The 23,668-nt window shown below is 69.9% G+C and carries 24 protein-coding genes, 2 pseudogenes and 1 riboswitch; of the genes and pseudogenes, 12 read left to right on the top strand and 14 right to left on the bottom strand.

Annotated features, from left to right (window positions below; genetic code table 11):
• Window positions 1-10 precede the first annotated feature (10 nt).
• Both OG623_RS02925 and OG623_RS02920 read right to left on the bottom strand, forming a co-directional pair.
• Window positions 11-1,201, bottom strand: a complete 1,191-nt coding sequence (locus OG623_RS02925) for an STM4014 family protein (protein WP_406151652.1) — start codon at window positions 1,199-1,201, stop codon at window positions 11-13.
• A 32-nt stretch (window positions 1,202-1,233) separates the two neighbouring features.
• Window positions 1,234-2,190: an STM4015 family protein gene (locus OG623_RS02920; protein ID WP_406143988.1), complete on the bottom strand. Its 957-nt coding sequence runs from the start codon at window positions 2,188-2,190 to the stop codon at window positions 1,234-1,236.
• Between the two features lie 175 nt (window positions 2,191-2,365).
• Between OG623_RS02920 and OG623_RS02915 the strand changes: the two genes are divergently transcribed.
• Both OG623_RS02915 and OG623_RS02910 read left to right on the top strand, forming a co-directional pair.
• On the top strand, window positions 2,366-2,692 hold the full coding sequence (locus OG623_RS02915) for a hypothetical protein (RefSeq protein ID WP_406143987.1): 327 nt from the start codon (window positions 2,366-2,368) through the stop codon (window positions 2,690-2,692).
• Between the two features lie 95 nt (window positions 2,693-2,787).
• Window positions 2,788-3,789 carry a DUF6745 domain-containing protein gene (locus tag OG623_RS02910; protein ID WP_406143986.1) on the top strand — a complete coding sequence of 334 codons (1,002 nt, stop codon included), beginning with the start codon at window positions 2,788-2,790 and terminating at the stop codon, window positions 3,787-3,789.
• A gap of 53 nt (window positions 3,790-3,842) precedes the next feature.
• Here OG623_RS02910 and OG623_RS02905 read toward each other — a convergent pair whose 3' ends face one another.
• Complete coding sequence (locus OG623_RS02905; protein ID WP_406143985.1) at window positions 3,843-4,454, bottom strand: TetR/AcrR family transcriptional regulator; 612 nt, start codon at window positions 4,452-4,454, stop codon at window positions 3,843-3,845.
• Window positions 4,455-4,518: 64 nt separating this feature from the next.
• Here OG623_RS02905 and OG623_RS02900 point away from each other — a divergent pair, with 64 nt between their 5' ends.
• Complete coding sequence (locus tag OG623_RS02900; protein ID WP_406143983.1) at window positions 4,519-4,953, top strand: PPOX class F420-dependent oxidoreductase; 435 nt, start codon at window positions 4,519-4,521, stop codon at window positions 4,951-4,953.
• A gap of 122 nt (window positions 4,954-5,075) precedes the next feature.
• Window positions 5,076-6,272: an MBL fold metallo-hydrolase gene (locus OG623_RS02895; RefSeq protein ID WP_406143981.1), complete on the top strand. Its 1,197-nt coding sequence runs from the start codon at window positions 5,076-5,078 to the stop codon at window positions 6,270-6,272.
• A 786-nt stretch (window positions 6,273-7,058) separates the two neighbouring features.
• Here OG623_RS02895 and OG623_RS02890 read toward each other — a convergent pair.
• Window positions 7,059-7,415: pseudogene (locus tag OG623_RS02890) on the bottom strand (hypothetical protein); the annotation flags it as partial.
• A pseudogene (locus tag OG623_RS02885) lies at window positions 7,360-7,542 on the bottom strand (leucine zipper domain-containing protein); the annotation flags it as partial. The pseudogenes OG623_RS02890 and OG623_RS02885, both read right to left, overlap by 56 nt.
• Window positions 7,543-7,615: 73 nt before the next feature.
• On the opposite strand from OG623_RS02885, the gene OG623_RS02880 reads away from it, so the two are divergent.
• From OG623_RS02880 to OG623_RS02855, 6 genes are all read left to right on the top strand, one after another.
• Window positions 7,616-8,002, top strand: coding sequence for a hypothetical protein (locus tag OG623_RS02880; RefSeq protein WP_406151651.1), 387 nt, complete (start codon window positions 7,616-7,618; stop codon window positions 8,000-8,002).
• Between the two features lie 145 nt (window positions 8,003-8,147).
• The gene (locus tag OG623_RS02875) at window positions 8,148-8,420 is read left to right on the top strand and encodes an MFS transporter (RefSeq protein WP_406143979.1); all 273 of its coding nucleotides are present in this window, start codon (window positions 8,148-8,150) and stop codon (window positions 8,418-8,420) included.
• 21 nt (window positions 8,421-8,441) lie between these two features.
• A complete protein-coding gene (locus tag OG623_RS02870) occupies window positions 8,442-8,807 on the top strand; it encodes a hypothetical protein (protein ID WP_406143977.1) in 366 nt (121 codons plus the stop codon).
• Between the two features lie 20 nt (window positions 8,808-8,827).
• Window positions 8,828-9,298 carry an MFS transporter gene (locus OG623_RS02865; protein ID WP_406143975.1) on the top strand — a complete coding sequence of 157 codons (471 nt, stop codon included), beginning with the start codon at window positions 8,828-8,830 and terminating at the stop codon, window positions 9,296-9,298.
• A gap of 281 nt (window positions 9,299-9,579) precedes the next feature.
• Window positions 9,580-10,320 carry an FHA domain-containing protein gene (locus OG623_RS02860; protein ID WP_406151650.1) on the top strand — a complete coding sequence of 247 codons (741 nt, stop codon included), beginning with the start codon at window positions 9,580-9,582 and terminating at the stop codon, window positions 10,318-10,320.
• Entirely contained in the window at window positions 10,317-11,654 is a 1,338-nt protein-coding gene (locus OG623_RS02855; protein WP_406143974.1) for a protein kinase domain-containing protein, read from the top strand. Before OG623_RS02860 ends, OG623_RS02855 begins: the two co-directional genes overlap by 4 nt.
• A 181-nt stretch (window positions 11,655-11,835) precedes the next feature.
• Here OG623_RS02855 and OG623_RS02850 read toward each other — a convergent pair whose 3' ends face one another.
• On the bottom strand, window positions 11,836-13,236 hold the full coding sequence (locus tag OG623_RS02850; RefSeq protein WP_406143973.1) for a purine-cytosine permease family protein: 1,401 nt from the start codon (window positions 13,234-13,236) through the stop codon (window positions 11,836-11,838).
• Window positions 13,227-13,321, bottom strand: a riboswitch (TPP riboswitch). (Overlaps the previous gene by 10 nt.)
• 128 nt (window positions 13,322-13,449) lie before the next feature.
• Window positions 13,450-14,136, bottom strand: a complete 687-nt coding sequence (locus OG623_RS02845) for a TetR family transcriptional regulator (RefSeq protein ID WP_406143971.1) — start codon at window positions 14,134-14,136, stop codon at window positions 13,450-13,452.
• 139 nt (window positions 14,137-14,275) lie between these two features.
• Between OG623_RS02845 and OG623_RS02840 the strand changes: the two genes are divergently transcribed.
• Both OG623_RS02840 and OG623_RS02835 read left to right on the top strand, forming a co-directional pair.
• Window positions 14,276-15,151: a shikimate dehydrogenase gene (locus tag OG623_RS02840; RefSeq protein ID WP_406151648.1), complete on the top strand. Its 876-nt coding sequence runs from the start codon at window positions 14,276-14,278 to the stop codon at window positions 15,149-15,151.
• A gap of 19 nt (window positions 15,152-15,170) precedes the next feature.
• Window positions 15,171-16,970 carry a bifunctional sugar phosphate isomerase/epimerase/4-hydroxyphenylpyruvate dioxygenase family protein gene (locus OG623_RS02835; protein ID WP_406143969.1) on the top strand — a complete coding sequence of 600 codons (1,800 nt, stop codon included), beginning with the start codon at window positions 15,171-15,173 and terminating at the stop codon, window positions 16,968-16,970.
• Between the two features lie 21 nt (window positions 16,971-16,991).
• Here OG623_RS02835 and pqqE read toward each other — a convergent pair whose 3' ends face one another.
• The 7 genes from pqqE to OG623_RS02800 all read right to left on the bottom strand — a co-directional run bounded on the left by pqqE (window position 16,992) and on the right by OG623_RS02800 (window position 23,641).
• Entirely contained in the window at window positions 16,992-18,098 is a 1,107-nt protein-coding gene (gene pqqE, locus OG623_RS02830; protein WP_406143968.1) for a pyrroloquinoline quinone biosynthesis protein PqqE, read from the bottom strand.
• Window positions 18,095-18,367, bottom strand: a complete 273-nt coding sequence (pqqD, locus tag OG623_RS02825; RefSeq protein ID WP_406143966.1) for a pyrroloquinoline quinone biosynthesis peptide chaperone PqqD — start codon at window positions 18,365-18,367, stop codon at window positions 18,095-18,097. Before pqqD ends, pqqE begins: the two co-directional genes overlap by 4 nt.
• The gene (gene pqqC, locus OG623_RS02820) at window positions 18,364-19,122 is read right to left on the bottom strand and encodes a pyrroloquinoline-quinone synthase PqqC (protein ID WP_406143965.1); all 759 of its coding nucleotides are present in this window, start codon (window positions 19,120-19,122) and stop codon (window positions 18,364-18,366) included. The genes pqqD and pqqC overlap by 4 nt, the downstream gene beginning before the upstream one ends.
• Window positions 19,119-20,015: a pyrroloquinoline quinone biosynthesis protein PqqB gene (pqqB, locus tag OG623_RS02815; protein ID WP_406143963.1), complete on the bottom strand. Its 897-nt coding sequence runs from the start codon at window positions 20,013-20,015 to the stop codon at window positions 19,119-19,121. Before pqqB ends, pqqC begins: the two co-directional genes overlap by 4 nt.
• Before the next feature lie 11 nt (window positions 20,016-20,026).
• Window positions 20,027-20,176, bottom strand: coding sequence for a pyrroloquinoline quinone precursor peptide PqqA (pqqA, locus tag OG623_RS02810; RefSeq protein WP_406143962.1), 150 nt, complete (start codon window positions 20,174-20,176; stop codon window positions 20,027-20,029).
• Window positions 20,177-20,448: 272 nt separating this feature from the next.
• Complete coding sequence (locus OG623_RS02805) at window positions 20,449-21,441, bottom strand: ThuA domain-containing protein (RefSeq protein WP_406143960.1); 993 nt, start codon at window positions 21,439-21,441, stop codon at window positions 20,449-20,451.
• A 49-nt stretch (window positions 21,442-21,490) separates the two neighbouring features.
• Window positions 21,491-23,641, bottom strand: a complete 2,151-nt coding sequence (locus tag OG623_RS02800) for a PQQ-binding-like beta-propeller repeat protein (RefSeq protein ID WP_406143958.1) — start codon at window positions 23,639-23,641, stop codon at window positions 21,491-21,493.
• Window positions 23,642-23,668: the final 27 nt, after the last annotated feature.

The raw sequence follows: 23,668 nt of genomic DNA, 5'->3' as shown, positions 1-23,668 counted from the left end.
GTGGGTGGAATCAGGGGACATCGGTGACACGGTCGTTCCTTGCTCGGTCGTTGCTCGCCGGAGCGGTGTCCGGCACGGCATCCGGGGCGGTGCCCGCCACGGCGGCGATCTGCGCCCCGTAGGTGTCGAGGCCCTCCGCGCCGCTGCCCGGCAGGCCGGTCAGGCGCGGCAGGAGATCTCCGAAGGCATTCACCTCGCCGACGGAGAAGTGGCGCCACCCGGTCGTCGGCAGCAGATCGACGCCCACGCACAGCGTGTCCGGGAAGCAGGCCGCCGCCCGCTCGCACAGGGCCAGGGCGGCGTCCCAACTGCCGCCCGCCGCCTCGATGGCGGCCCGCACCGCGTGCAGATCACCGCGTGCGCCGCCCAGGTGGAGATTGGTCATGGGGGAGCGGCTGGTCCGTACGACCGCGTGGGTAGCCCGTCCGGCGACCACCACGACCCTGAGGTCGGCGGCCCGCCGCCGCTGGGTCGCCTTGGGCACCCAGCGCTCGATGTGCAGCCCGTCGGGGGCCAGAGCGTCGACGAGGGCCGCGACCTCACGCTCCGTCGTGCGGTGGCGCACCCGCAGGGAGTTGAACAGCCGGCCCTCCTCGTCCTGCTCCACGGAGGTGGTCGCCCGGATCCTCCCGGGGCCCGCCGTCTCCAGAGCCATCACCCCGGAGGCGGAGGAGCCGTGCGCGGGCTTCACGAACACCCTCGGCATCCGGTGGTCCGTCAGCAGCCGGCGCACATCGGCCCACCCCCGCACGGGGCCGGCGTCAGGCCCCGAGGTGGGGGAGTACGGCACGGGCACCCCGGCGGCGTCGAGGACGCCGTGACAGAGCCGCTTGTCGAACAGCACCGCGATGTCCTCGGGGTCGTCCAGCAGCACCGAACCCGCGGCTGTGGCCGCCCGAGCCACCTCCCGCACGGCCGACGTGAAGCGCGCGTACCAGCGGGCCGAACCCTCGACCCTGGTCGGATCGGTGCCCCCGCGCAGCAGCCGGTCCACCTCGGCGTCCTCGCCGGGCGAATCGATGCGCACGGTCTCCCCCGGAACGAAAGCCGCATCGCCCCGCAGTACGTCCGGCCAGGACACCGTGCGCGCGGCGGGCAGGCCGGCGGCGCGCACGGCGTCCTGGAAGAGGGCGACCCTTCGGCCGGCGGGAATTCCGACGACCGCGAGGCGTGGCGCCCCGCTGCTCGTGGACGGCGGCACAGCCTGCCTCGTCGTACTCGGGGTCACCGTCCTCACTCTGCGACCGCGGTGTAGCGGCCCTCGGGACCGAGGTTGTCCCACGGCTCGGAGCGCCCCGACAGATCGACCGACACCCCGTGCGGCTCCAAGGCCTCCTTGACGCGGCGCTCCATCGGCTCGGTCAGGAAGTGGTGGTGCAGGTCGAGGGAGGTGAGATGGGTGAGCGGCTGGCCGTCGAGCAGTGCCGCCGCGCCCTCGTCCCCCAGCGTGCCGTTGGACAGATCGAGCGTGCGGAGCTGCGCGACGACCGGCGCCGAAGCGAGCGCGGCGGCGATCTCGCTCTGCAACTCGCTGTTGCGCAGGCCCAGATGGCGCAGCAGGGGGAAACGGCCACCGGCGAGCAGCGGTGCCAGGTCCGGGACGGTCGCATCGCCCCCGTAGGCGGAGACACCGAGCCAGAGGTCCAGGTGCTCCAGGGCGGGCAACTCGCTGTCCAGGACTCCGCGCAGCGCCTGGGCGGGCAGGCCACCGGTCTCGAAGGTGAGCTCACGCAGGGCCCCGTGCTTGACGGGCGAGAACACCAGATCCGTGCCGCCGCGCACCCCGAGATGGGTGAGGGCGGGGAAGGCGGTGAGCAGAACCGTGACATCGGACTGCTCGATCCAGGAGATCTCGGCCTCCTCGGCCGTCAGATCCCCGACGAACACGGCCTTGAGCGAGGTCAGCCGGTCGGCCGCGTCCGTGACGAGACCTATGGGGTAGGTGGAATTCTCCTCGTACGACTCGCCCCACTGCCCGATGATCAGGGCCTTGACCTCTGAAGGATCGACGGCGTCGAGGAAGGCGCCGAACTCCTCCTCCCAGGTGACCTCCTCGTCGTCGCCGAACGGGTCGACGCTGACGCGCCAGGCCACGTCGCCGGCCGCGGGGCGGGGTGTCCCCTCGGTCTCGCGCCGGAAATCGACGGCGGGAAGGCCGAGCAACTCGTGCAGACGGTCCGCTTCGGACATGGCACCGATCTCCTGATACTGGGGACGACTGATGTTCGCAAGGTCTATCAAGCGCCACTGACAACGGGACGGCCGGGCCCTGGCCATCCGGTGGTCAGGGCCCGATGTCAGACCCTCCTCGTAGCGTTTTACCTGTGACCGGCACAGCGGGTGCCGGAGCGGAGGGGAGACGTCTGTGTACCGGCAGGGTGACGTGTTGATGGTGGCGATCGAGGAGTCCGAGGTGCCCGCGCACTTCCTGGACGCACCGGGCGAACGGCGCGACGGGCGGGGGCGGCTGGTCCTGGCGCTCGGAGAGGTCACCGGCCACGCGCACGCGGTGCAGGGACCTGGCCGGCTGATGCGGGAGGCGGGGCCGTTCGGCCCGATGCTGCTCCATCTCCCCGAGGGCGGACGCGTGGTGCATGAGGAGCACGCCGCGATAGCGCTGCCGACGGGCTGGTTCCGCGTCGTGCGTCAGCGTGAGTACGCCCCGGGCGCGGTCCGCGTCGTCGCCGACTGACCGTTCCCGGCGCGCGGTTGTCCGGTGAGGTGCGGTCAGGAACAGCAGAAACACAGAAGCACGGGAACACAGGAAACAGGGGACGGGGAATTCCGATGCAGTACGTGAACGCGTGGCGGGCCGTGGCGGCGGCGACCGGCAGGGCCGACCGTGGCGCGGCCGAGGACGGGGTGCGGCTCGCCTACCGCGGCGCGGGGCTCGCGGAGCCGGAGCGCATCATCTGGGCGGACTCGCCGAGAGCGGCCGTCGCGGTGGTGGAGAAGCTGTCCGGCGCGGGACGCTCGGTGCGCGAGGACATCCGCACCCGCCCCTGGGCGGAGGAACGACGCCGGATGTACGACGAGTTGGGCCCGGCCGGCTGGTCCGCGCTGTGGTCCGCCACCGGCGCCCAGCTGTGGGAGACCACGGCCGCGCTGGCCGAGCGGATAAGGACAGGAGTCGTCGCCGAGCTCGCCGCCACGCCCGAGGAGGAGTCCGCCGTCCGTCTGATGCTGCTCGACGCGGTCCTCGGCCAGCACGACGCCGCCTGGCTCTCGGCTTTCGACGGCCGTGGCGACCGGCTGACCGGACTGGCCGAGGTCGCCAGGAACACCGGCTGGTGGTGGCCCTACGAGCACGCTGTGGTGATCAGCGAGCGTCCCGAGGAGCTCCACCGGGACGAGGCGGGACGGCTGGACCGCGGTGATGGCCCCGCCCTGGCCTACCCGGACGGCTTCGCCCTGTACGCCTGGCGTGGAATGCCCGTGCCGGTCGAATTCCTCGACAGTCTGGCAAGCCTGACCCCGGAGCGGATACGCGCCGAGGAGAACGCGGAGCTGCGCCGCGTGATGCTGGAGTTCTACGGCTACGACCGCTACCTCTCGGAGTCCGGCGCGCAGCCGGTGCACCGTGACGAGACCGGCATCCTCTGGCGCATCGCGATGGAGGGGGACGAGGACGTCGTGATGGTCGAAGTCGTCAACTCCACCCCCGAGCCGGACGGCACACACCGCACCTACTGGCTTCGGGTACCACCCAGGACCCGGACGGCGAAGGAGGGCGTCGCCTGGACCTTCGGGCTCCAGGGAGAGGCTTACGCACCGGTGCGCCAGACCTGACGGGACGGTCGCGACGGCAGCCGCACCGCAGCCCTGGCAGCCGCAGCCGAGGCTCAGGCGGTCAGGACCGCGTGGTCGATGCCGAGTTCGCGGGCGAGCGCCTCCTCGGTCCACCGCAGCATGGTGGCGGGGGAGAGCGGACCCGCGTACGACGTCATCTGGACGGCCAGCCCGTCCAGGAGGGCCGTCAGCCGCCAGGCCACGGACATCGGATCGTCGCAGTGGAACTCTCCCGCCGCGGCCCCCTCCTCGATCACCTCGGCCAGCTCCGCCTTCCACTGCTGGTCGAGATCTCCGGCCACCTCGCGCAGCACCGGATCACGCAGGGAGGAGGCCCAGCCCTCGATCCACAGCCGCCAGCCCTTGGCCTGCCCGGTCGGCGCGTACCAGCGCACGGCGGCGCGGAGCCGCCTGAGCGCACTGGTGCGCCGGGTCAGCAGCATGCGCAGATGGGCGAGATCGGCCTCCGCCGCGTATGCGAACGCGGCGCCCACCAACTTCTCCTTGGACGAGAAGTGGTAGAGCACCAGCGCGTTGCTCACCCCGAGAACGGCCGCCACATCGGCAATACGGACCGAGGACACACCCCGGACCTCGATCTGCTCGACAGTGGCACGCAGGAGCTCCTCACGCCGCTCCGCCACACTCAGCCGTACTCTCACCATCCGGTCACCCTAAGCGCTGTCCCGGATGAGGAATCCTACGGAGGGCCCGGACGTTGGAGTCGGCATGACAGAACCTGTGCGCGAGGCACTGCTCCGACTGCTCGGGGAGCACGACGGCGGGGTGCTGGTCACCCTGAAGCGTGACGGCAGGCCCCAGCTGTCCAACGTGAACCACGCCTACTACCCCGACGAAGGCGTCATCCGGGTCTCCATCACGGAGGACAGGGCGAAGACCCGTAACCTCCGCAGGGACCCGCGGGCGAGCTACCACGTGACCAGCGACGACCGGTGGGCGTGGACCGTCGCCGATGCCACAGCCGAGCTGACCCCGCCCGCGGCCGACCCCCAGGACGCGACCGTGGAGCAGCTGGTCACGCTCTACCGGGACGTCCGGGGAGAACACCCTGACTGGGACGACTACCGCAGGGTGATGGTCCAGGACCGCAGAGTCGTCCTGACCCTGCGGATCGAGCACGTCTACGGCCAGCCGCGTGCCTGACGTGGCCCTCCCGGGGAGACGGTCCGGCGGACGGCGCGATGATGCTCCGTTCACCGCCGAGCCCTCGCTCTGTCCTGCCTGCCGACCATAATGAGACGACACCGACTCCCTCAGGAGATGTAGTGACCGGCGCCGACAACCAGCCTTCGCTTCGTACCAGACTCCGCTCGCTGCGCCCCGACGCCTTCGGGGCGGACCCGTCGGGGACCCGGATGGAGCGGATCCGCCGCTCGCCCAACTTCGCCGACGGAGTGTTCCAGAACCCGGAGGGCGCGCGGACCAGGCCGTCCGGCTCCATGCTCGAGTTCGCCAAGGTGTACTTCCAGAAGGAGCAGCGGGCCCGCCGGTCCCCGCTCGGCACCGTGCCCGTCCACGCCACGACTCTGGCCGACCTCGCCGCGCCGCCGGTGTCCGGCCTGCGGGTGACCTGGCTGGGCCACTCCAGCGTGCTCGTCGAGATCGACGGCCGCCGGGTGCTGTTCGACCCGGTCTGGGGCGAGCGCTGCTCGCCGTTCGCCTTCGCGGGGCCCAAGCGACTGCATCCCGCACCGGTGCCGCTCGCCACGCTCGGGACCGTCGACGCCGTCGTGATCTCCCACGACCACTACGACCACCTCGACCTGCCCACGATCAAGGCCCTGGCCGGGACGGACACGGTCTTCGCCGTACCGCTGGGCGTCGGCGCGCACCTGGAGCGCTGGGGTGTGCCGCTGGACCGTATCCACGAGCTCGACTGGAACGAGACCACGCGGATCGCGGACATCAGCCTGACCGCCACCCCCGCCCGGCACTTCTGCGGCCGGGGTCTGCGCAACCAGCAGCACACGCTCTGGGCGTCGTGGGCCGTCGCAGGCCCGGAGCACCGGGTCTACCACAGCGGCGACACCGGCTATTTCTCCGGCTTCCAGGACATCGGCGCCGAGCACGGCCCCTTCGACGTGACGATGATCCAGGTCGGCGCCTACTCGGAGTACTGGCCCGACATCCACATGACCCCGACCGAGGGCCTGCGCGCGCATCTGGACCTCCAGGGCGGCAGGCCCCACGGCGCGCTGCTGCCCATCCACTGGGGCACCTTCAATCTCGCCCCGCACCCGTGGTCGGAGCCGGGGGAGTGGCTGAAGGACGTGGCTGAGGAGGCCGACCAGGCAGTGGCGTTCCCCCGTGCGGGGGAACCGTTCGAACCGGCGGGGGAGCTCCCCACGGACGCGTGGTGGCGCGCGGTGTCGGCGCCCATCGAGCACCCGTGGCGTCGTCCGGAGACGGCGGATCCGGCACCGGTACACCGGGAAGAAGTCGACCTCGCGGGAGAGCGGTGACGGAGTAGCGAGAGGGATCTCGAGCAGCTCGCTCGGTTGGTTGGCGACCTGCCGCGCGAGGAGCGGGACCGCCTGTGGACGACTATCGACGGTCCCTTCCGAGAGGGACGGTCGGTAGCCCCGGGACAGTCCACACCGTTGCCCTCCGCGCATGGTTCATCGCCCATGCTGGTCAAGACTCGCATCGTTTGAGTCGCGGCGTTTCGTTGGCTGGCGAAGTTCGTTGCGCCGGGCTGGCAGGGACAAGCCGATCTACACGGCGCGGGGAAGGGAGAACCTCGTTGTCCCCACGGCCCGGCGGCGCCGGATTTCTGCTTCACCCGTGGGCCAGCGGGCCGCGCTCCAACCTAACCATCTGCGCGTCAGATAGTCGGGGTCGACCAGGTGACCCCTTGGAGGCCACCTTATGCAGGGCCGCCCTCGCGTCAATGGCGTTGCCAACGTTCCACCGACCGCTCCGAGATCCGCAGCGTGGGAACTCCGGTCCTTCCCGCCCGCCTCGAAGCCAGTCGCGGCCTGACGCCGGACCCGCTCCCGCGCGGCTCTTTCGACGTCGGTCAAGCCGCCCTGCGAATAACTCACCGCACAAGGCCTACCAAGGCCACCTTGACGCTGTTTGGTAAACCGTCCGACACCACCCGATCATGCTCAGTAGCAACGAGCTCGTGCATGGTTGGCGGCTTCGGCGGCGAGTCGAGGGCCGAGGCGAGCTGGAACTCAGATCTCTGACACTCCCGGCCCGGCATCCGGCGGGACTGTCCTTGTCAAGACGTTCCCTGACAGTGGAATCGATCGATCGGCTGGGAGCGAGGCGTTCTCGCTTACGAAGCCGCGGCTATTGAGCATGAGGTCCATGCCCGCGAATTCCGTGAGCACCACGGCGGTCCGCTCGGGCGCCTATGGCAGCCCATCGGGGTGTCGCTGCTCCGCACTGTTGCGGCGTGCCCCCACGCTTGCGGGACGGGTCAAGCCGAGGTCCTCGGTGGTCACTACACGACCGAGACGCTCGGTGAACAGGGCGGCGAGCAGTTGCGGTACGGGATCGCGTGGGATCTCTCCAAGGTCGAGCCAACGGCGCACCCGCGAGGTCACCCGGGGTGGCTGTCGGTTGGTGGCTAGGCGCGGAGGAGCGGTCCTGGAGGCCGAGTTCACCGTAGCGGCGGAACCGGGTCACCCACTCTGACGCGCACGCTCGTGAGATCCCGTCCCCTGCGGCCACGTGGTCGGTCGGGCGGGACTTAAGAGGGGTGGGAGAGCTACGCGCTCTGATGTCATCGGAGACTCACGTCCTCGTCTCGATGGCTAGGGGAATATCTGCGCCTCTTGACACCTTGTTGGTGATCATGCACATCTTCCGTACGTACGCCCGCGTCTACGCCGACGATCTGGATGCGGTGCTGGCTCCGCTCACCACGGTTACGAGTGAGCCGATCAGCACCCGCTTCACGATGCCGAACGGCTTGGAGTTGGCCACCGTCGGCCGAGTCCTGGTGGTGGCGGGCGATGAGCGAGTACTGGAGCCTTACAGAGCGACAGTGGCCACGCTCATCATCGATGACCTCGACGAGTGCAGGGCGCTGCTCAAGCGGACCGGAGCGCAGATCGTACGCGGTCCGCAAGCCGTTCCCACTGGCCGGAACCTGACTGCCAAGCTGCCAGGCGGCGTCCAGATCGAATATGTGGAATGGGACGAGGCCCAGTGGGAACGTGCCGGAGGCCGACCAGCCTAGGGACTCGCCTCCCTGAGTCACCAGGTCGGCCGCTGGCAGCCGGCCGAGAATGCGGGGCTGCCGCTGCCTGTGTTCGCGGCAGTTCCGCAACCCGCTTCACTGGAGTGCGCAGAGTGTTTCGCTGGTCGGGGACGAGATCAACTTCTTGGCGATTCCGCTGGCCGCCGTGGTGTTGCTGGACGCGGGCGCGACGGAGATGGGGTGGCTCACAGCGGCGGCAATGCTGCCCTCGTTGCTGCTGTCGATACCGGGCGGGGCCTGGGCGGATCGGCGGACGGATCGGCGCAGGGCGATGATCGTCGCGGGCATCGGGTGGTTTGCCGCGATTGCCTCGGTTCCGCTGGCGTACGCGTGCAGGTCACTGACGCTGGCTCACCTGTACGTGACGGAGTTCGTCGTCGGGGCACTGACCGTGTAGTTCCGGGTCTGCAATCACCAGGTGTACGCGTCAGTGGTCGCCGCCGACAGGTACGTGGACGGCAACGCGCTGCGCTCGGGGAGCAGGTCGGCGGCCGCGGTCGCCGGGCCGGGCGCGGGCGGAGCGTTGGTGCAGGCGCTGTCGGCGCCGTTCGCCTTGCTGATGGACGCCATGACCTATCTGGTGTCGGCGGTGTGCCTGGGACGTATCAGGGCGAAGGAGGCGCCGCCCGCACCGCGTGAGGGGGGTGGGCTGACGGCCGGGCTGCGGTGGGTGACAGCGAACCGCACCCCGGGGCTACTGCTGGCAGGTGTCTCCATGCTGAGCCTGTGCCACACGTTCCTGGGGACGCTGTTCGTGCTGTACGGGAGGACGAGCTGGGGCTGACAGCCGGGGCCTTGGGGGCGGTGGTCGCCGCGTTCGGGCTCGGCGGGCCGGCCGGTGCGTATGCCGCGCTGTGCGTGGTGCGCCGGATCGGCATCGGCCCGAGCGTCGTCACCGGCTTCCTGGGGTTCGGCCTGCCCCTGCTGCTGGTGCCGCTGGCCCAGGGGCCGGGGCCGTTGGTGATCGCGGCGTTGGTTGCCGCGCAGCTCGGCGCCGGCTGCGGGGTTGCGGTCCTGGACATCTCGGCCAACAGTTATCTGGTCGCCGTCATTCCGGAGACACTTCGCTCCCGCGTGATGGGCGTGGTTCAGACAGCCAACTTCGGAGTGCGCCCGATCGGCGCGGTGCTGGCCGGCACGCTGGGCACCGCGCTCGGCCTGCGGCCAACCCTGTGGATCGGCACGGTGAGCGCCGTACTGAGCGCGCTGTGGGTCGTCGCGTCCGGATTGCCCCGCGTCCGGGAATTCCCCGAGGCACCAGGCTCCTCTCTCTGACACGAGGTACCAGGAAACACGTACGCCCCCGGCGCGGGGGTTGTCGATACTTCCGACCTGCGGCGGCGCATCCTGGTACTCCGGCAGGCCATATCCGGACCAGGTCACCATGACGGGGAAGGGGCGGACCCGCAGCCGACAGCAGCGGATTCACCATGCCCCCCTTCACAGACTCGCCGTTGCGCGCACAAAGCTTCGCCTAGTCGGTAAGGCATCCCTTACTCTGCCCCTCGTCGGACTGGGGGTGCGCCCCCATGGCGTCGGAGAAGGGGGACGACTCCGTGTACAGCGTCATCGTGGTACCACCGCCGCACGGCGGCACGGACAGGCAACTCAAGATCGCCGCTGGTGAGCGGCTCGCGTTCGGCAGAGCAGAGGCGGACGACGGCCTCACCATCGTGCATGAGGGGGTGCCCCGGATCGCCGGCGAGCTTACGGCCCACCGGAACTTCTGGCTGCTGAGCAATCTCAGCGAGCACCAGACCTACGTCGTGGAGAACCCGGAAGGCGCGGGCGAACACATCAAGATCGCACCCGGCCGCCTCGGTGCCCCCGTCCCCTTCGAGTTTTCGCGCGTGGTCCTGCCCGCCGCGGGCGACCTGCTCACCTTCGACGTGTGGGCGCCGCGCCACGCCTTCGGGAGCGTCGCCCGCCACGGCCTCTCCGGAGCCCTGACAACACCCGCGTTCACCCTCGACCGCACCAAGCGGTACTTCGCTGTCCTGACCGCCCTGTGCGAACCGCGCCTGCGCGGCGAACCCCACGCCCCGCTGCCGGCGGTCGAACAACTGGTGGACCGCCTGCGGCCGGTCTGGCCGACAGTCAACCGCTCGGCCGTCTACTGGAACGTCGACTACCTCACCGTCAAACTGCGCCTGAGGCCGGGACCGGACACGGCGGAGCCCGGCCAACGGGTCAACGGGAAGAAGGAGTCACTGGTCTCGCTGGCGCTCCGGTTCGACCTGGTCCGCGAGGACGACCTGGCCGTACTCGTCCCACCCCCGAGTGAGGTGTTCCGATGACGGGGCAGCCGTACGCCATCCCCGTCCCGCAGGGCTACCGGGTCGGACCCTGGGAGGTCCGCGAACACCTCGCCTCCGGTGCGTTCGCCACCGTCCACGCGGGCAGACTCGTCGGCGACGACCAGCCCGGCCTGCCCCGCCAGGCCGCCCTGAAGTTCATGCCCACGGGCACCCGCACCCCACGCCAGCTGCACCATCTGCGCAAACTGGCCGAGCGGGAAGTGGAGTTGCTGGGCAAGCTGCACGCACCCCGCCTGATCCGGATGTACGACACCCTGACGATCGACGACCCCAGCCACCCGGACCTCGACGGCGCCACGGTCCTCGTACTCGAACGCGCCGAGGGCTCTCTGGGCGCCGCACTGGAACACGAGCCGAAGCCGAAGGCGGGTCCCGGGCTGCTCGCCCAGATCTGCGAGGGCCTGCACCAGCTGCACCATGCGGGCTGGGTGCACGGGGACCTCAAACCCGCCAACGTGCTGTTGCTCAAGGGCGGTTCGGTGCGGCTCGCCGACTTCAACATGGCCGCCGAGCTGGAGGGCACCCACGCCTACGCGCCCGCCTTCGCGACCCCGGACTACACACCGCCCGAGCTCCTCTGGCCGGAGGTCGACGAGCGGGGCACGCAGATCCGGCCCTCCGCCGACGTCTGGGCCTTCGGTGTCCTCGCCCACACCGTCCTGACCGGTACCTTTCCGCTGCCCGGAAGCACGACGGAGGCTCGCTGTGACGCGGCCACGCGCTACGCGCGCGGCACCGAGGAACTGCGACTGTCCCCCGAACTCCCGGACGGCTGGCGGCATATCATCACCGACTGCCTCGCCCGCACCCACGCCGAACGCATCGGCACCGAGGCCCTGCTGCGACAGGTGGAACAGGCGGCCGGTGCCGCCCGTTCGGCCCGGCTGCCGCGACTGCGCCCCCGGCGGTGGGTTCGGCCGGCCCTGGGCGCGGCGCTGGTGGTGGTCGCGCTGGGCACGGCGACGACGATGACGTACACCCTGCGGGACTCGCCCCCGGCGTCCGCGGTTCCACCCACGTGTGAGAAGCCCGCCGTGTACGAGGACGACACCCACGGCCGCGGCTACACGGCGGGCTGGAGCGGCACGTGGGACTTCACCGTCAGGAAGGGCGACGGCGGCAGCCAGGTACGCGAGCTCCAGTGCCTGCTGAGGTACCTGCACGACATCACCGAAGTCGGCGAGGTGGACGGCGACTTCGGCCCCCTGACCCACGGGGCCGTCGTCACCTTCCAGAAGCGGGCGGGACTGGATGCGAACGGGATCGTGGGGCGGACGACGTGGCAGGCGCTGCGGAAGTCCGAGAAGGTCTGAGGGACCGCTCCTGGCCGGGTGGCGGCCCGGCCAGGAGCAGTTGACCCATGTGTTGGAGCCGATGCCGTTCTTCACGAAGGTGGAAGTCGAGCCGAAGGTGTACGCGTGGCCGCGCTCGCGGCGACCCAGCCGCAAGAACGTCGTCGACCTGACGGCAGCTGCGGCGATCACCTTCCGGCCGTCAGCCACGGTGGCGCAGTCGCAGCGGGGTGTACACCGTCAGAGCCACGAGGAACGCCACCCCGTAGGCGACGTCCGCCCCGTGCAGCGCCTCGGCGACCGGGCCCACGTACAGGCTGGTGCTCATGAACGGCACCGCCGCCGCGAAGGCTACGGCGAAGGCGGTGAGCGCCGGCCACCACGGCTGTCGGTGGATGCTCTCGGCGGCCAGGTCGATGGGGGAGTGGCCGCGGTCCCTCGCCCGGACGAGCCAGTCCACGGCGACGATCGCCACGAACCCGGGGATCCAGTAGCCGACGAGAAGAAGCACGTTCTGGAAGCGTGTCGTGGTGTCGGCCGCGTGCATCCACAGCACGAGCGGGAAGCCGAGCGCTGCGGCGAGTGCCGCGGCGACGGGGCGAGGCAGGCGGACGCCCATGGTCTGCAGCGCCAGCGATCCGCTGTAGTCGTTCATGGCATTGCTGCACAGCGCGGCCAGCGCCACGGCGAGCAGCCCGAACGCTCCGAGCGCGCCCCCGCCCAGCAGGGTGTCGATGCCGCGCGCCGTCTGGTCGGTGAAGACGGACGCGCCCCACAGACCGAGGGCCTGGACGGCCACGAAGGAGGTGCTGACCCCGAGCAGCGTGCACCAGAACATGCGCGGCCGGGACGCGGTGCGCGGCAGATAGCGGCTGAAGTCGCTGGCGTACGGGGCCCAGGACAGCGCCAGGCTCAGGGCGATGGTGCACGTCAGGACGAACGCCCCCGCCCGGTCCGCGCCGTGCACGGTGCCGGTGGCGACGGGACGGACACCGTCCAGCAGCTTCGTGGACAGGACCGCGAAGGCGGCCGCGAGGGCGAAGGTCATGACGGTCTGGAGCCGGTGGATCACCTCGTACCCCAGGACGCCGAGGGCACCCTGGGCGGCCATCATGACCAGCACCCCGAGCCAGAACGGCCAGCCGCACAGCTGGGCCAGCGCGTCCCCGCCGAACAGGCCGATCAGCGCGTCCCAGGCGATCGACGACAGCCACTGGAGTGTGCCCGGCAGCACCACACCACGGCCGAACGCCAGCCGTGACAGCGGAAGTTGCCCGGAGCCGGTCTGGCTTCCCCAGGTACCCAGATACGCGGTGGGCACGGCGCCCACGAGGGTGCCGAGCACGACGGCAATGAGCGCCGTGGTGAAGTCCAGGCCCAGTGCGATACCGACGGTGCCGGTGAAGACGCCGGTCATCGTCAGGTTGGGGGCGAACCACACGGTGAACAGCCGTCCGGGCCCGCCGTAGCGACGGTCCTCGGGAACCGGGGCTATCCCGTGCGCCTCGATACGCAGATCACCTGGGGCGGTGGGCATGCGCCCGTCGAAAGGGTGCTGCGGCTCCGTGGCCGCGCGCTCGTCCTGGGTGTACGGCAATGACATGAAGACATCCCTCCGCCAGTGCTAACTGGTTCAGGTTCGACGGGTGTGTTCTCAGCCCCTGTGCGGGGCACCCCGTGTCCGGTGCGGCGGCCAGAATAGCCGGGTGCGCGTGGAGCGCGATGAGGGGGGCGGGCGGGACGATGAGCGCGCACCGGAAGCCGCCGTGGCCCGGTGCAGCTTCAGAGGTCCCGGGTCAAGGGCAAGGGGTGACGGTCATGGGGTGACGGTCACGGGGCCGCGGGGTGTGGACGGGGCGGTGAGGTAAGCGATGATCATGTCTGCGAGCATGTTCCGGTAGTGGTCCCGGCTGTCAGGGGCCACCAGGTCGCGGCCGAACAGCGCGCCGAACGTGTGCCGGTTCGATACGCGGAAGAAGCAGAACGAGCTGATCACCGCGTGTACGTCGATGGCGTCGACATCCGCGTGGAACAGCCCCGCTTCCCGACCGGACTTCAGGATGCTCTGCAGCACCCCGGCCGCGGGGGAGCCGAGTCGGCTCAACTTCTCGGAGCCGATTATGTGTTCCGCTTCGTGGATGTTCTCGATGCTGACGAGCCGGATGAAGTCGGGGTGCGCCTCGTGGTGGTCGAATGTCAGCTCGACCAGTCGGCGGGTGGCGGCGACGGGATCCAGGTGCTCGACGTCCAGCTCGCCCTCCAGCTGACGGATCTCCGAGTAGGCCGCTTCCAGCACCGCGGTGAAGAGCTGTTCCTTGCCGCCGAAGTAGTAGTAGATCATCCGCTTCGTCGTGCGCGTGAGGGCGGCGATCTTGTCCACCCGTGCGCCCGCGTAGCCGTCCCGGGCGAACTCCCTGGTCGCCACCGCGAGGATCTCCGCCCTGGTGCGGGCCGCGTCGCGCTGACGCTCCGCGGGCGGCGCTGACTCCTGGGCGCTGGACATGTCCTGCTCCTCCGGTGCGTGGTGAGTGTCCCGTGATTGTAGGAGCGGGCCGTGCCTGGATCTTTCGGCGCGAGGGCTTCTCGACTCGGCCCGCTCTTGCTATAAGTAACGTACTAGTTCGTACATTACGGAGGTGCAGGTGACCGCAGGTGCGTATCTGGTCGGGCTGATCGGCGCGGGCATCACCACGTCGCTCAGCCCCGCTCTGCACGAACGTGAGGCGGACCGGCAGGGACTGCGGTACCTGTACAGGCTCCTGGACCTGGATGCCCTTGGTACCGGCCCCGAAAGGGTGGGCGACCTCGTGCACGCGGCCCGCGACCTCGGGTACGACGGGCTCAACATCACCCACCCCTGCAAGCAGACGGTCATCCCGTACCTGGACGCCCTCGATCCGCAGGCGGAGTCGCTCGGCGCCGTGAACACCATCGTCTTCCGGCACGGGCGGGCCATCGGGCACAACACCGACGTCACCGGCTTCGGCGCCGCGTTCTCCCGCGGACTGCCCGGTGCGTCCACCTCGCACGTGGTCCAGCTGGGAGCGGGTGGCGCCGGGGCGGCCGTCGGCCACGCCATGCTCGCCCTCGGGTGCCGACGCCTGACCCTGATCGATACCGACGAGCCGCGGGCCCGGTCGCTCGCAGCCTCGCTGAAGGCCGGCTTCCCCGCGAAACGGGTGGTTGCCGGCGGCCCGTCGGACCTCGCCGGGGAACTGGCCCGCTGTGACGGGCTGGTGCACGCCACCCCGACCGGGATGAGTACGCATCCCGGTATTCCGTTCGCGCCCGAACTCCTCCGTCCACGGATGTGGCTGGCCGAAGTCGTCTACCGGCCGTTGGAGACGCGGCTGCTCGCCGAGGCACGTGCACTGGGCTGCACCACGCTGGACGGATCGGGAATGGTCGCTCTTCAGGCCGCGGACGCCTTCCGGTTCTTCACCCGACGCGAACCCGATGTGGAACGCATGCTCGCCGATGTCGCCGACCTCGTAAATGTCCCGGACCCACGCAGCTGAAGCCAGAAGAAGGAACACGATGCGTACGTCCATCGCCACCGTCTGCGTCAGCGGAACGCTGACCGAGAAGCTCAACGCCGTGGCCCGTGCCGGGTTCGACGGTGTGGAGATCTTCGAGCAGGACCTGCTGGCCAGTCCGCTCACGCCCGAGCAGATCAGGGCGCGGGCCACGGACCTGGGCCTCGAACTCTTCCTCTACCAGCCGATGAGAGACGTCGAAGGACTGCCGGCCGAGGCATTCGCCCGGAGCATGCGCCGGGCCGAGCACAAGTTCCGTGTCATGCGCCGGCTCGGCACCGACACCGTGCTCGTCTGCTCCAACGTCTCCCCACAGGCCTGCGACGACGATGCCCTTGCCGCGGCTCACCTGCGCGAACTGGCCGAGCTGGCGGAGGAGTACGGGATCCGCGTCGCCTACGAGGCACTTGCGTGGGGGCGCCACGTCAACACGTACGAGCACGCCTGGCGCATCGTCGAGGCAGCCGACCACCCCGCTCTCGGCGTCTGTCTGGACAGCTTCCACATCCTGGCCCGCGGCTGCGACCCCGCGGGCTTCGCCGCGATCCCCGGGGAGAAGATCTTCTTCGTCCAGCTCGCCGATGCCCCGCTCATGGGCATGGACATCCTGCAGTGGAGCCGGCACCACCGGTGCTTCCCCGGCCAGGGTGACTTCGACCTCGCGAAATTCGTCCGGTCCGTGGTGCGGTCCGGGTACGACGGCCCGCTCTCGCTGGAAGTGTTCAACGATGTCTTCCGCCAGGCCGACTCCGGCCGCACGGCCATCGACGCGATGCGTTCCCTCATCGCCTTGCAGGAGGCCGCCGGGGTACGTGAACTTCCCGCAGCAATCGCGCCCACCGGTATTGCATTCGTCGAACTGGTCACCATGGACACGGAGCCGGTCACCCTGATGCTCAGGGCGCTGGGATTCTCCCGCACCGGAAAGCACCTCTCCAAGCCCGTCGACCTCTGGGAGCAGGGCGCCGCACGTGTTCTGGTGAACACCGAGCCCGCCACCGGCGGCAGCGGGCCACATCTCGCGGCCGTCGGCCTGGAGTCACCCGACCCCGGGGCTGCGGCCAAGCGGGCCGAGTCGCTCGGGGCGCCGGTCCTCCCGCGCCGTCGCGCCCGCACGGACGTCCTGCTGGAGACGGTTGCCGCACCGGACGGGACCGAGCTGTTCTTCTGCGCGTCCGGCCGGCAGGACCTGCCCGACTGGCTGGACGACTTCGCCGCCGTCGCGGATCCCCCGTCGCACAGCGGGCCGGTCACGGGCGTCGATCATGTCGCGCTCACCCAGCCGTGGCACCAGTACGACGAAGCCCTCCTCTTCTACCGCAGTGTGATCGGGCTCAGGCCGCACGGTGGCATCGATGTTCCCGACCCGTACGGCCTGCGGCGCGGCCGAGCCGTCAGCAACGGGGACCATTCGGTGCGCATCGCGCTGAGCATCGATCCCGCGCCCGGCGCCTCCCACCGCGCTTCCCAGCACATCGCCCTGGCCACCGACGACATCGTCGGTGCCGCGCGGCGGATCGGCGACGCGGGACATGTCCTCCCGGTCCCCGACAACTACTACGACGACCTGGCCGCGCGCCATGTGTTCGGCCCCGGCGAACTCCGGACCTATCGCGAGCTGGGCATCCTCTACGACTGCGACGAACGCGGCCAGTTCCGCCACTTCTACACCACGACCGTCGGGGACGTCTTCTTCGAGATCGTCCAGCGTGACGACGGCTATGCCGGATTCGGCGAGCAGAGCGCCCATGTCCGCCTGACCACCCAGCACGCACGCAGCGGTTCGCGTGGACGCTCCTGAGCCGGCCGTCCGACAAGGAGGTCAGAGGCGGGACGCGGACCGAGTGCCTGTGGTCGGACGGCGGGGGACAAGATCGGTCACCTCACCGGGGGCGGAGCGAGTGAGAGCCGTCAGTGCGCTGTGGTCGGGGGAGAGGGAACAGGCCGGGTCGGTGCGTGCGGCGTCGCCGGTCAGGGCGAACGCCTGACACCGGCAGCCGCCGAAGTCCTGCTCGCGCCGGTCACAGGTCCGGCACGGTGAGGGCATCCACTCGGTTCCTCGGTAGAGGTTGAAGCTCTTCGACTCCTCCCATATCCAGCGCAGGGAGCGGTCCTTGACGTTGACCGGTTCGAGCCCCGGCAGGGTACCTGCCGCAGGGCAGGGCAGGACCGTGCCGTCAGGGGTGACGGTGAGGGAGACGGCACCCCACCCTCCCATGCAGGGTTTGGCCACCCCGTCGAAGTAGTCAGGTGCGACCCAGACGATTTCCAGCCGTCCCTCCAGCCGTTCCCGCCATCTGACGACGGACTCCGCCGCACGGGCGAGCTGATCGCGGCCGGGCATCAGCGCCGCCCTGTTGAGCAGTCCCCAGCCGTAGAACTGGGTGTTGGCCAGCTCGATGCGGTCCGCACCCCAGCGCAGGGCGAGCTCCACGAGACCGTCGACGGCATCCAGATTGTGCCGGTGCAGTACGGCGTTGACGCCCAGGGGCAGCCGGGCCGCGGTGACGAGTGCCGCCGCGGTCTCCTTGGCGGCGAACGCCCGGCTCCCCGCGATACGGTCCGAGGCGCCGGGGTCCGCGTGCTGGACGGAGAGCTGGACGCTGCGCAGTCCCGCACGGGCCAAGGAGCGTAGACGATCTTCGGTGAGCCCTGAACCGCTGGTGACCAGCTGGGTGTAGACACCGGATTCCTCCGCACCGGTGACGATGGTTTCGAGGTCCTTGCGAAGCAGCGGCTCGCCGCCGGAGAGATGGGTCTGCAGAACGCCGAGCTCCGCCGCCTGGCGGAACACGTCCACCCAGTGCTCGGCGGTCAGCTCGTGGGAGCGGCGTGTCAGCTCAAGGGGGTTGGAACAGTAGCCGCAGTGCAGCGGGCAGGCGTGTGTCAGCTCTGCCAGGAGACCCCAGGGGGGTGCGATCGTGGTCACCGGATCCAGCCTTCCTCGCGTATCCGTTCCACGAACGGACCCACTTCCGCGTCGACGGGGGCTTCGGGGAAACGGGCCCGCAGCTCCTCGGTGATCCGGGCGAGCGTTCGTGTGCCGTCGCACAGTTCCATCACATGACGGGCGCTGCCCTTCAGTACGACGACGCGCTCCGGCATCAGCAGGACGTGCTGACCGCGCGCCCGGTCGTGGCGCAGGACGACGGCGGGTGCCGGGCGCGGGCACCAGCGGTCGGGGTCGGGGGTGGTCATCGTGCGCTTCCCGGGCTGCTCCCGTGCTCCACGGCATCGAGCAGCGACCACAGGACGTCGCATTTGAAGGAGAGGGCCGACAGGGCCGCCAGTTGTTCGGAGCGGGTACGCGCCCAGTCGGTGACCCAGGCCAGTGCCTCCACCCCGTCGCGGCGCCCCTGCGGAACCCTGCCGCGGAAGTAGGAGAGACCCTCTTCCTCGATCCAGGGGTAGTGGCGGGGGAAGGTCTCCAGACGGGTCAGCATGATGTTCGGCGCGCACAGTTCCGTGAGCGAGGACGCCACGGCTTCCAGGGCGGGGCTCAGCCGGCAGTAGTTCACATAGCCGTCGACCGCGAGGCGCACCCCGGGCAGGACGGACTCGCCCGATTCCATGTCAGCCCGGTCGATGCCGACCGCCTCCCCGAGCCTCAGCCAGCGCTCGATGCCGCCTTCGCCATCGGTGAGGCCGTCGTGGTCCTGGATCCTGCGCAGCCAGGAGCGTCGCATGGCGGGTTCGGGCAGCTTGGCGAGGATCAGCGCGTCCTTCACCGGGATGCTCCGTTGGTAGTGGAACCGGTTGGCCACCCAGGTACGGAGCTCGGTGCGGCCGAGCCCGCCCTGGTGCATCCGCACGTTGAACGGGTGGGTGTCGTGGTAGCGGCTCCTCGCGAGCTCCCGCAGTTCCTGCTCGAACTCGGCAGGTGGCAGTGGGGCGTTGCCCGGCCGTGCGGCGAGTGCAGCGTCCCGGGCCGGACGTACGGGTGCGGTTGTCATAGCTCGATCACCATGCCGTCCTGTGCCACTTCGAGTCCCTGCCCGGTGAGAGTGCTGTGTTGCGGGGCGGAGGGGTCGACGAGGGGGTTCGTGTTGTTGAGGTGGGTGTAGACGCAGCGGGCCGGCAACTGCGCCAGCCAGCTGGCCGTGCCGTCGGGGCCGTCGATGGGCAGGTGCCCCATCCCGGTGGATGTGCGTGCGGAGATGCCCAGCCTTCGCGGTTCCTCGTCATCCCAGAACGTGCCGTCGACGAAGACGCAGTCGGCCTCGGCCGCCTCCTTCGTGAATCCCTCGGTCCTGGCTGCGAGCGCCGGCGCGTAGAGCGCCGTCGTACCGCGGGCGGGATCATGGAGCCGGGCGGCGACGACCCAGGTGTCGTCCTCCTGGGCATCGGCGGCGTACCGGGGGCGCTTGGTGGACAGGGGAACGGCGGACACCTCGATTCCGGCGGCCACCGCGGGGGCCTGCCCGGCTGTCGGCAGCTCGTGCCAGGTGATGGTGGTGTAGGGCGTGAGTACGGTGTCGAGGGTTAGCCGTTCGCGCAGTGCCCGGCGCACGGGTGCGGTGGCGAAGATCTCCAGGTGGTGGGCCTCACGAAGCCTCAGAAGGCCCAGGGTGTGGTCGAGTTCGGCATCGGTGAGCAGGATCCGGACCACGGGGGTGCGCTCGCAGCCCGCTCCGGGGCGCAGTTCGGCGTGCGCCTCCAGATGTTCCGTGATGTCGGGACCGGCGTTGACGAGGAACCAGGAGGACCGGTCGTCAGCGAGAACGGCGAGGGAGTCGTGGCTGCGGCGCCGGTCGGGGTGGGCGCGTGCCCCGGAGCATCCGGGGCACGCGCAGTTCCACTGCGGAACTCCTCCACCGGCAGCCGTCCCCAGCGTGAGCAGCAGCATGGGGGCGTCTGCTAAAGGTCGTTGAGGTAGTAGGCCGTGACTTCCATGCCGGTCTCGATGACCGTGAAGTCCGGAGCGGACCAGGTGGTCACGGTCGTGGTGCCGGTGGTCGCCCGGTCCTGCGGGGCGGGTGCGGGCGTGGGTGCGGCGGATTCAAGCATGGTCGAAATCCCTTCGGACGAGGCGAGATCGGTAATGAGGGGAGCTGGGAGTGAAGGCGCCGTGCCAGGCCGAACGACGGCTGTCGGCAGGGGCGGGGAGGGGCCTTGCGCGGTGCGGCTGAGGACCCTCGGCAATCCGCTGTGCGGTTCTGGTGAGCCGTCAGGTGGATCGCTCTCTACGCTAGACACGGTGGGGGAGCAGTGGCAAGAGGCGGGCAGGCGCGGATCCACGTGAGTACGGCCGGACGTGACGCGGTCCCCGGAAGCCGGTGCTACTTGCAGAAGGGCTTCATGCCGGAAGCCGACTGGATGCCGCCCACGATCAGCTTCTGGAACTCGGCCGCGCCGGCGAACGAGCCGTCCGTGGTGAATTCCTTTGCGTCGTGGCCCAGCGTGGTGACCCAGGATCTGCCGCCGTCGTAGTACTGGCACCAGGCCACCGGGTGGTTGTCGCCGTGTCCGGGGTGGTTGTAGTTGCCGGCCACACCCTTGGCGAGAGTGCTCTCGTCGACCTTGGCGAGCACACGGACCTTGGTCGGGGCCGGCACCAGGTTGTACCACTCGTCGGTGAAGTTCCACCGGGCCGGGAGCTTCTTGGTGGAGACGTCCCTGCGCTCGACGGTCTGTACGGTGCCGGTCTGGGCGGCGCCGTGGTCGTAGAAGTTGGCGTTGCCCAGCAGCCCTTCGTACCAGGGCCAGTTGTACTCGGTGCCGAAGGCGTTGTGTATGCCGACGAAGCCGCCGCCCCCGCGGACGTACTGCCGCAGTGAGGTCTGTGCGGCGTCGTCCAGCGCGTCCCGGCTGGTGGAGAAGAACACCACCGCGTTGTACTTGAACAGGTTGGCGGGGGAGGCAAGTTGGGCTACGTCTTCGGTGTAGTCCACCTGGAAGCCTCCGGTCTCACCCAGCTTGATCATGGCCTTCTGGACCACGTTCGCTTCGGCGAGCGGCGGGTTCAGGCCGCTGTCCAGGGCGGGCCCCAGATTGGCGTGGCGCGGGCCCGGCGTACGGGTGTACAGCAGGATCCTGTAGCCCTCGGCCGGATCGAAGTTGCCCCAGTCGTGGTAGCAGTCGGGGTCGAGACCGCGGCAGACGCCGTAGTCCGGATCGCCCAGCTCCTTGGCGCCGGTCCCTGTCCGCCCGTGGGCGATGCTGAGAGTGCCGCTGGCGATGAGTGCCACGACCATGGCGACGGTCAGCCCCAGTGTGGCGAGGACGGCCGAGCGTGTGCTCAGGGCTCTCGCGCGCAGTGTTCTTCCTGACATGGTGGGTTCCCTTCTCTTGGCGAAGGCGGGCCGGGTGGGTGGCACGGCCCTAGGAGACGACGACCTTGCCCGTGCTCTGCGGGGAGACCGGGTCGTTGTAGAAGAACTCGCCGGGGGTGTCGAAGGTGTGGGTGTACGACTCGCCAGGCATCAGCAGTCCGGTGTCGAACTCGGCCTCGAAGAAGGCGACCGCGCCATGGGCGGACCTGTTGGACGCCGGGTTGGTGAAGGTCACCGTGGTGCCGCGGGAGACGGTGAGGTGCTGTGGGGACATGGCGTTCTGCGACACCAGGTTCTCGGTGGTCCCGGGCGCCTTCTTCTCGCTGTCCCAGATCCGCCCCAGCGTGATCGTGTGGTCGGCGGTCGCGCCGCTGACGGCAGCCGTGCGGATCTGGTTGCGCTTGGACGGGGGAGTGGGTGCGGTGGCCGGGCCGACCTTGCCGCCGACCTTGAAGGCCCACAGATGGTCACCGCGCGGGATGTCCGGGTAGGGCAGCCCGTTGCCGCCGGCCAGCACGGCCACGTACTGCTCACCGTCGACCTCGTACGTCATGGGGCTCGTGTTGACGCCCGCGCCGCACTGCCAGGTCCACAGCTCCTTGCCGTCGGAGTCGTCCAGGGCGGTCAGCACGCCGTCGGGGCGCCCCTGGAAGAGCACGCCGCTCGCGGTGCTGAGGACGCCGTTGCCGTGGGCGAGCGACCAGTCGCCCTCCTGGCGCCACGCGACCGTGTTGGTGCGGGGGTCGACCGCCACGACTCCTCCGGCGAAGTACTCACCGAGCGGGCGGGCGGTGTTGACCCGGCCGTCGTGGGTGTTGGAGTAGGCGGAGTTGATCAGCCCGTAGCCGACGTAGACAAGGCCCGTGCGGTGGCTGAAGGACGGGGACGACCAGTCCGCGCCGCCACCCGCCCCCGGATAGAGGATGGTGGGACGGTCCCAGTGCACCTCGAACAGGCCGCCTGTGGCGTAGAACGGCACCGGCCGGGTGGCCTTGTCGATCCGCGGCTCGGTCTCGACGAAGGGCTCACCACCTGGGAAGGGCTGGGTGGGTGAGGTCTTCTGCGCCGCGTGCTGCGGCACCGGCCGCTCCTCCATGCCGTGCACCGGGTCGCCGGTCGCGCGGTCGAGGATGTAGTACATCCCGGTCTTGCTGCCGTACACGACGACCTTGTGTGTGCGTCCCTTGATCCGGATGTCCGCGAGCACGGGTGACATGACGCCGTCGTAGTCCCAGATGTCGTGGTGCACGGACTGGAAGTGCCAGCGCCGCTTCCCCGTCTTGGCGTCGATGGCCACCAGGCAGTTGGCGAAGAGGTTGTCCCCGCCGCGGGTGGAGCCGTCGGTGCGCGGATACGGGTTGCCGAACGTCCAGTAGACGAGGCCGAGGTCGGGGTCGACGGCCGGGTGGATCCAGCAGACCGCGCCACCCGTCTTCCAGGTGTCGCCCTCCCAGGTGTCATGGCCGAACTCCCCGGGTCCCGGAGCGCCCCAGAACGTCCAGACGACCTCGCCGGTCGCGGCGTCCAGGGCGTATCCGCGTCCGCGTGCGCCCGCGGTGCTGCCCTGTGTGCCGACGTAGATCAGGCCGTCCCAGTAGACGACCGCCCCGGCCAGGCTTCCCTTGCTGCCACCGCACTGTCCGCTGGCCGGGTCGCAGTCGGGGTCGCCCTGGTCGTCGATGAGCATCTCCCTGGTCCAGACGACCGCGCCGGTGCGCTGGTCCAGGGCGTGGACGATGTTCGCACCGGAGATGGTGAACGCCAGCCCCTGGCCGAGTGCGACCCCACGCATATTGGTGGTCTCGGTGCCGACGCTTGTCTTCCATGTGACTTTGCCCGTACGGCCGTTGACGGCGAAGATGTTCTGCTGGGTGGTGGCGACGTAGAGCACACCGTCCTGTGCGACGACGGCACACTGTTGCGCGCGGCCGGTGTCGCCGTCCTCCAGATTGATGTGCCAGGCCCCGCCGAGCTGCTTCACGTTGCGCGGGGTGATCTTCTTGAGGGACGAGTAGTTCTGATTGGCGAGGTTGCCACCCGCCTTGGGGAAGTTCTTCGCCGTCGCTTCGAACGCCTGCCTGGGAACGGGCGTGGCCGACGTGCCCGTGCGTGATTCGGCCGCTTGGGCGGGGGAGTTGAGGAGTGTGATGCCCGCGGTCGTGCCGGCCGCGGCCGTGGTGAGAAAACTGCGTCTGTCCATGAACCCTCTTCCGTGACATGACCCTGC

This window comes from Streptomyces sp. NBC_01012 (genome assembly GCF_045162755.1).
Classification (GTDB): Bacteria; Actinomycetota; Actinomycetes; order Streptomycetales; family Streptomycetaceae; genus Streptomyces.
This window is presented reverse-complemented; position numbering and strand designations above follow the sequence as displayed.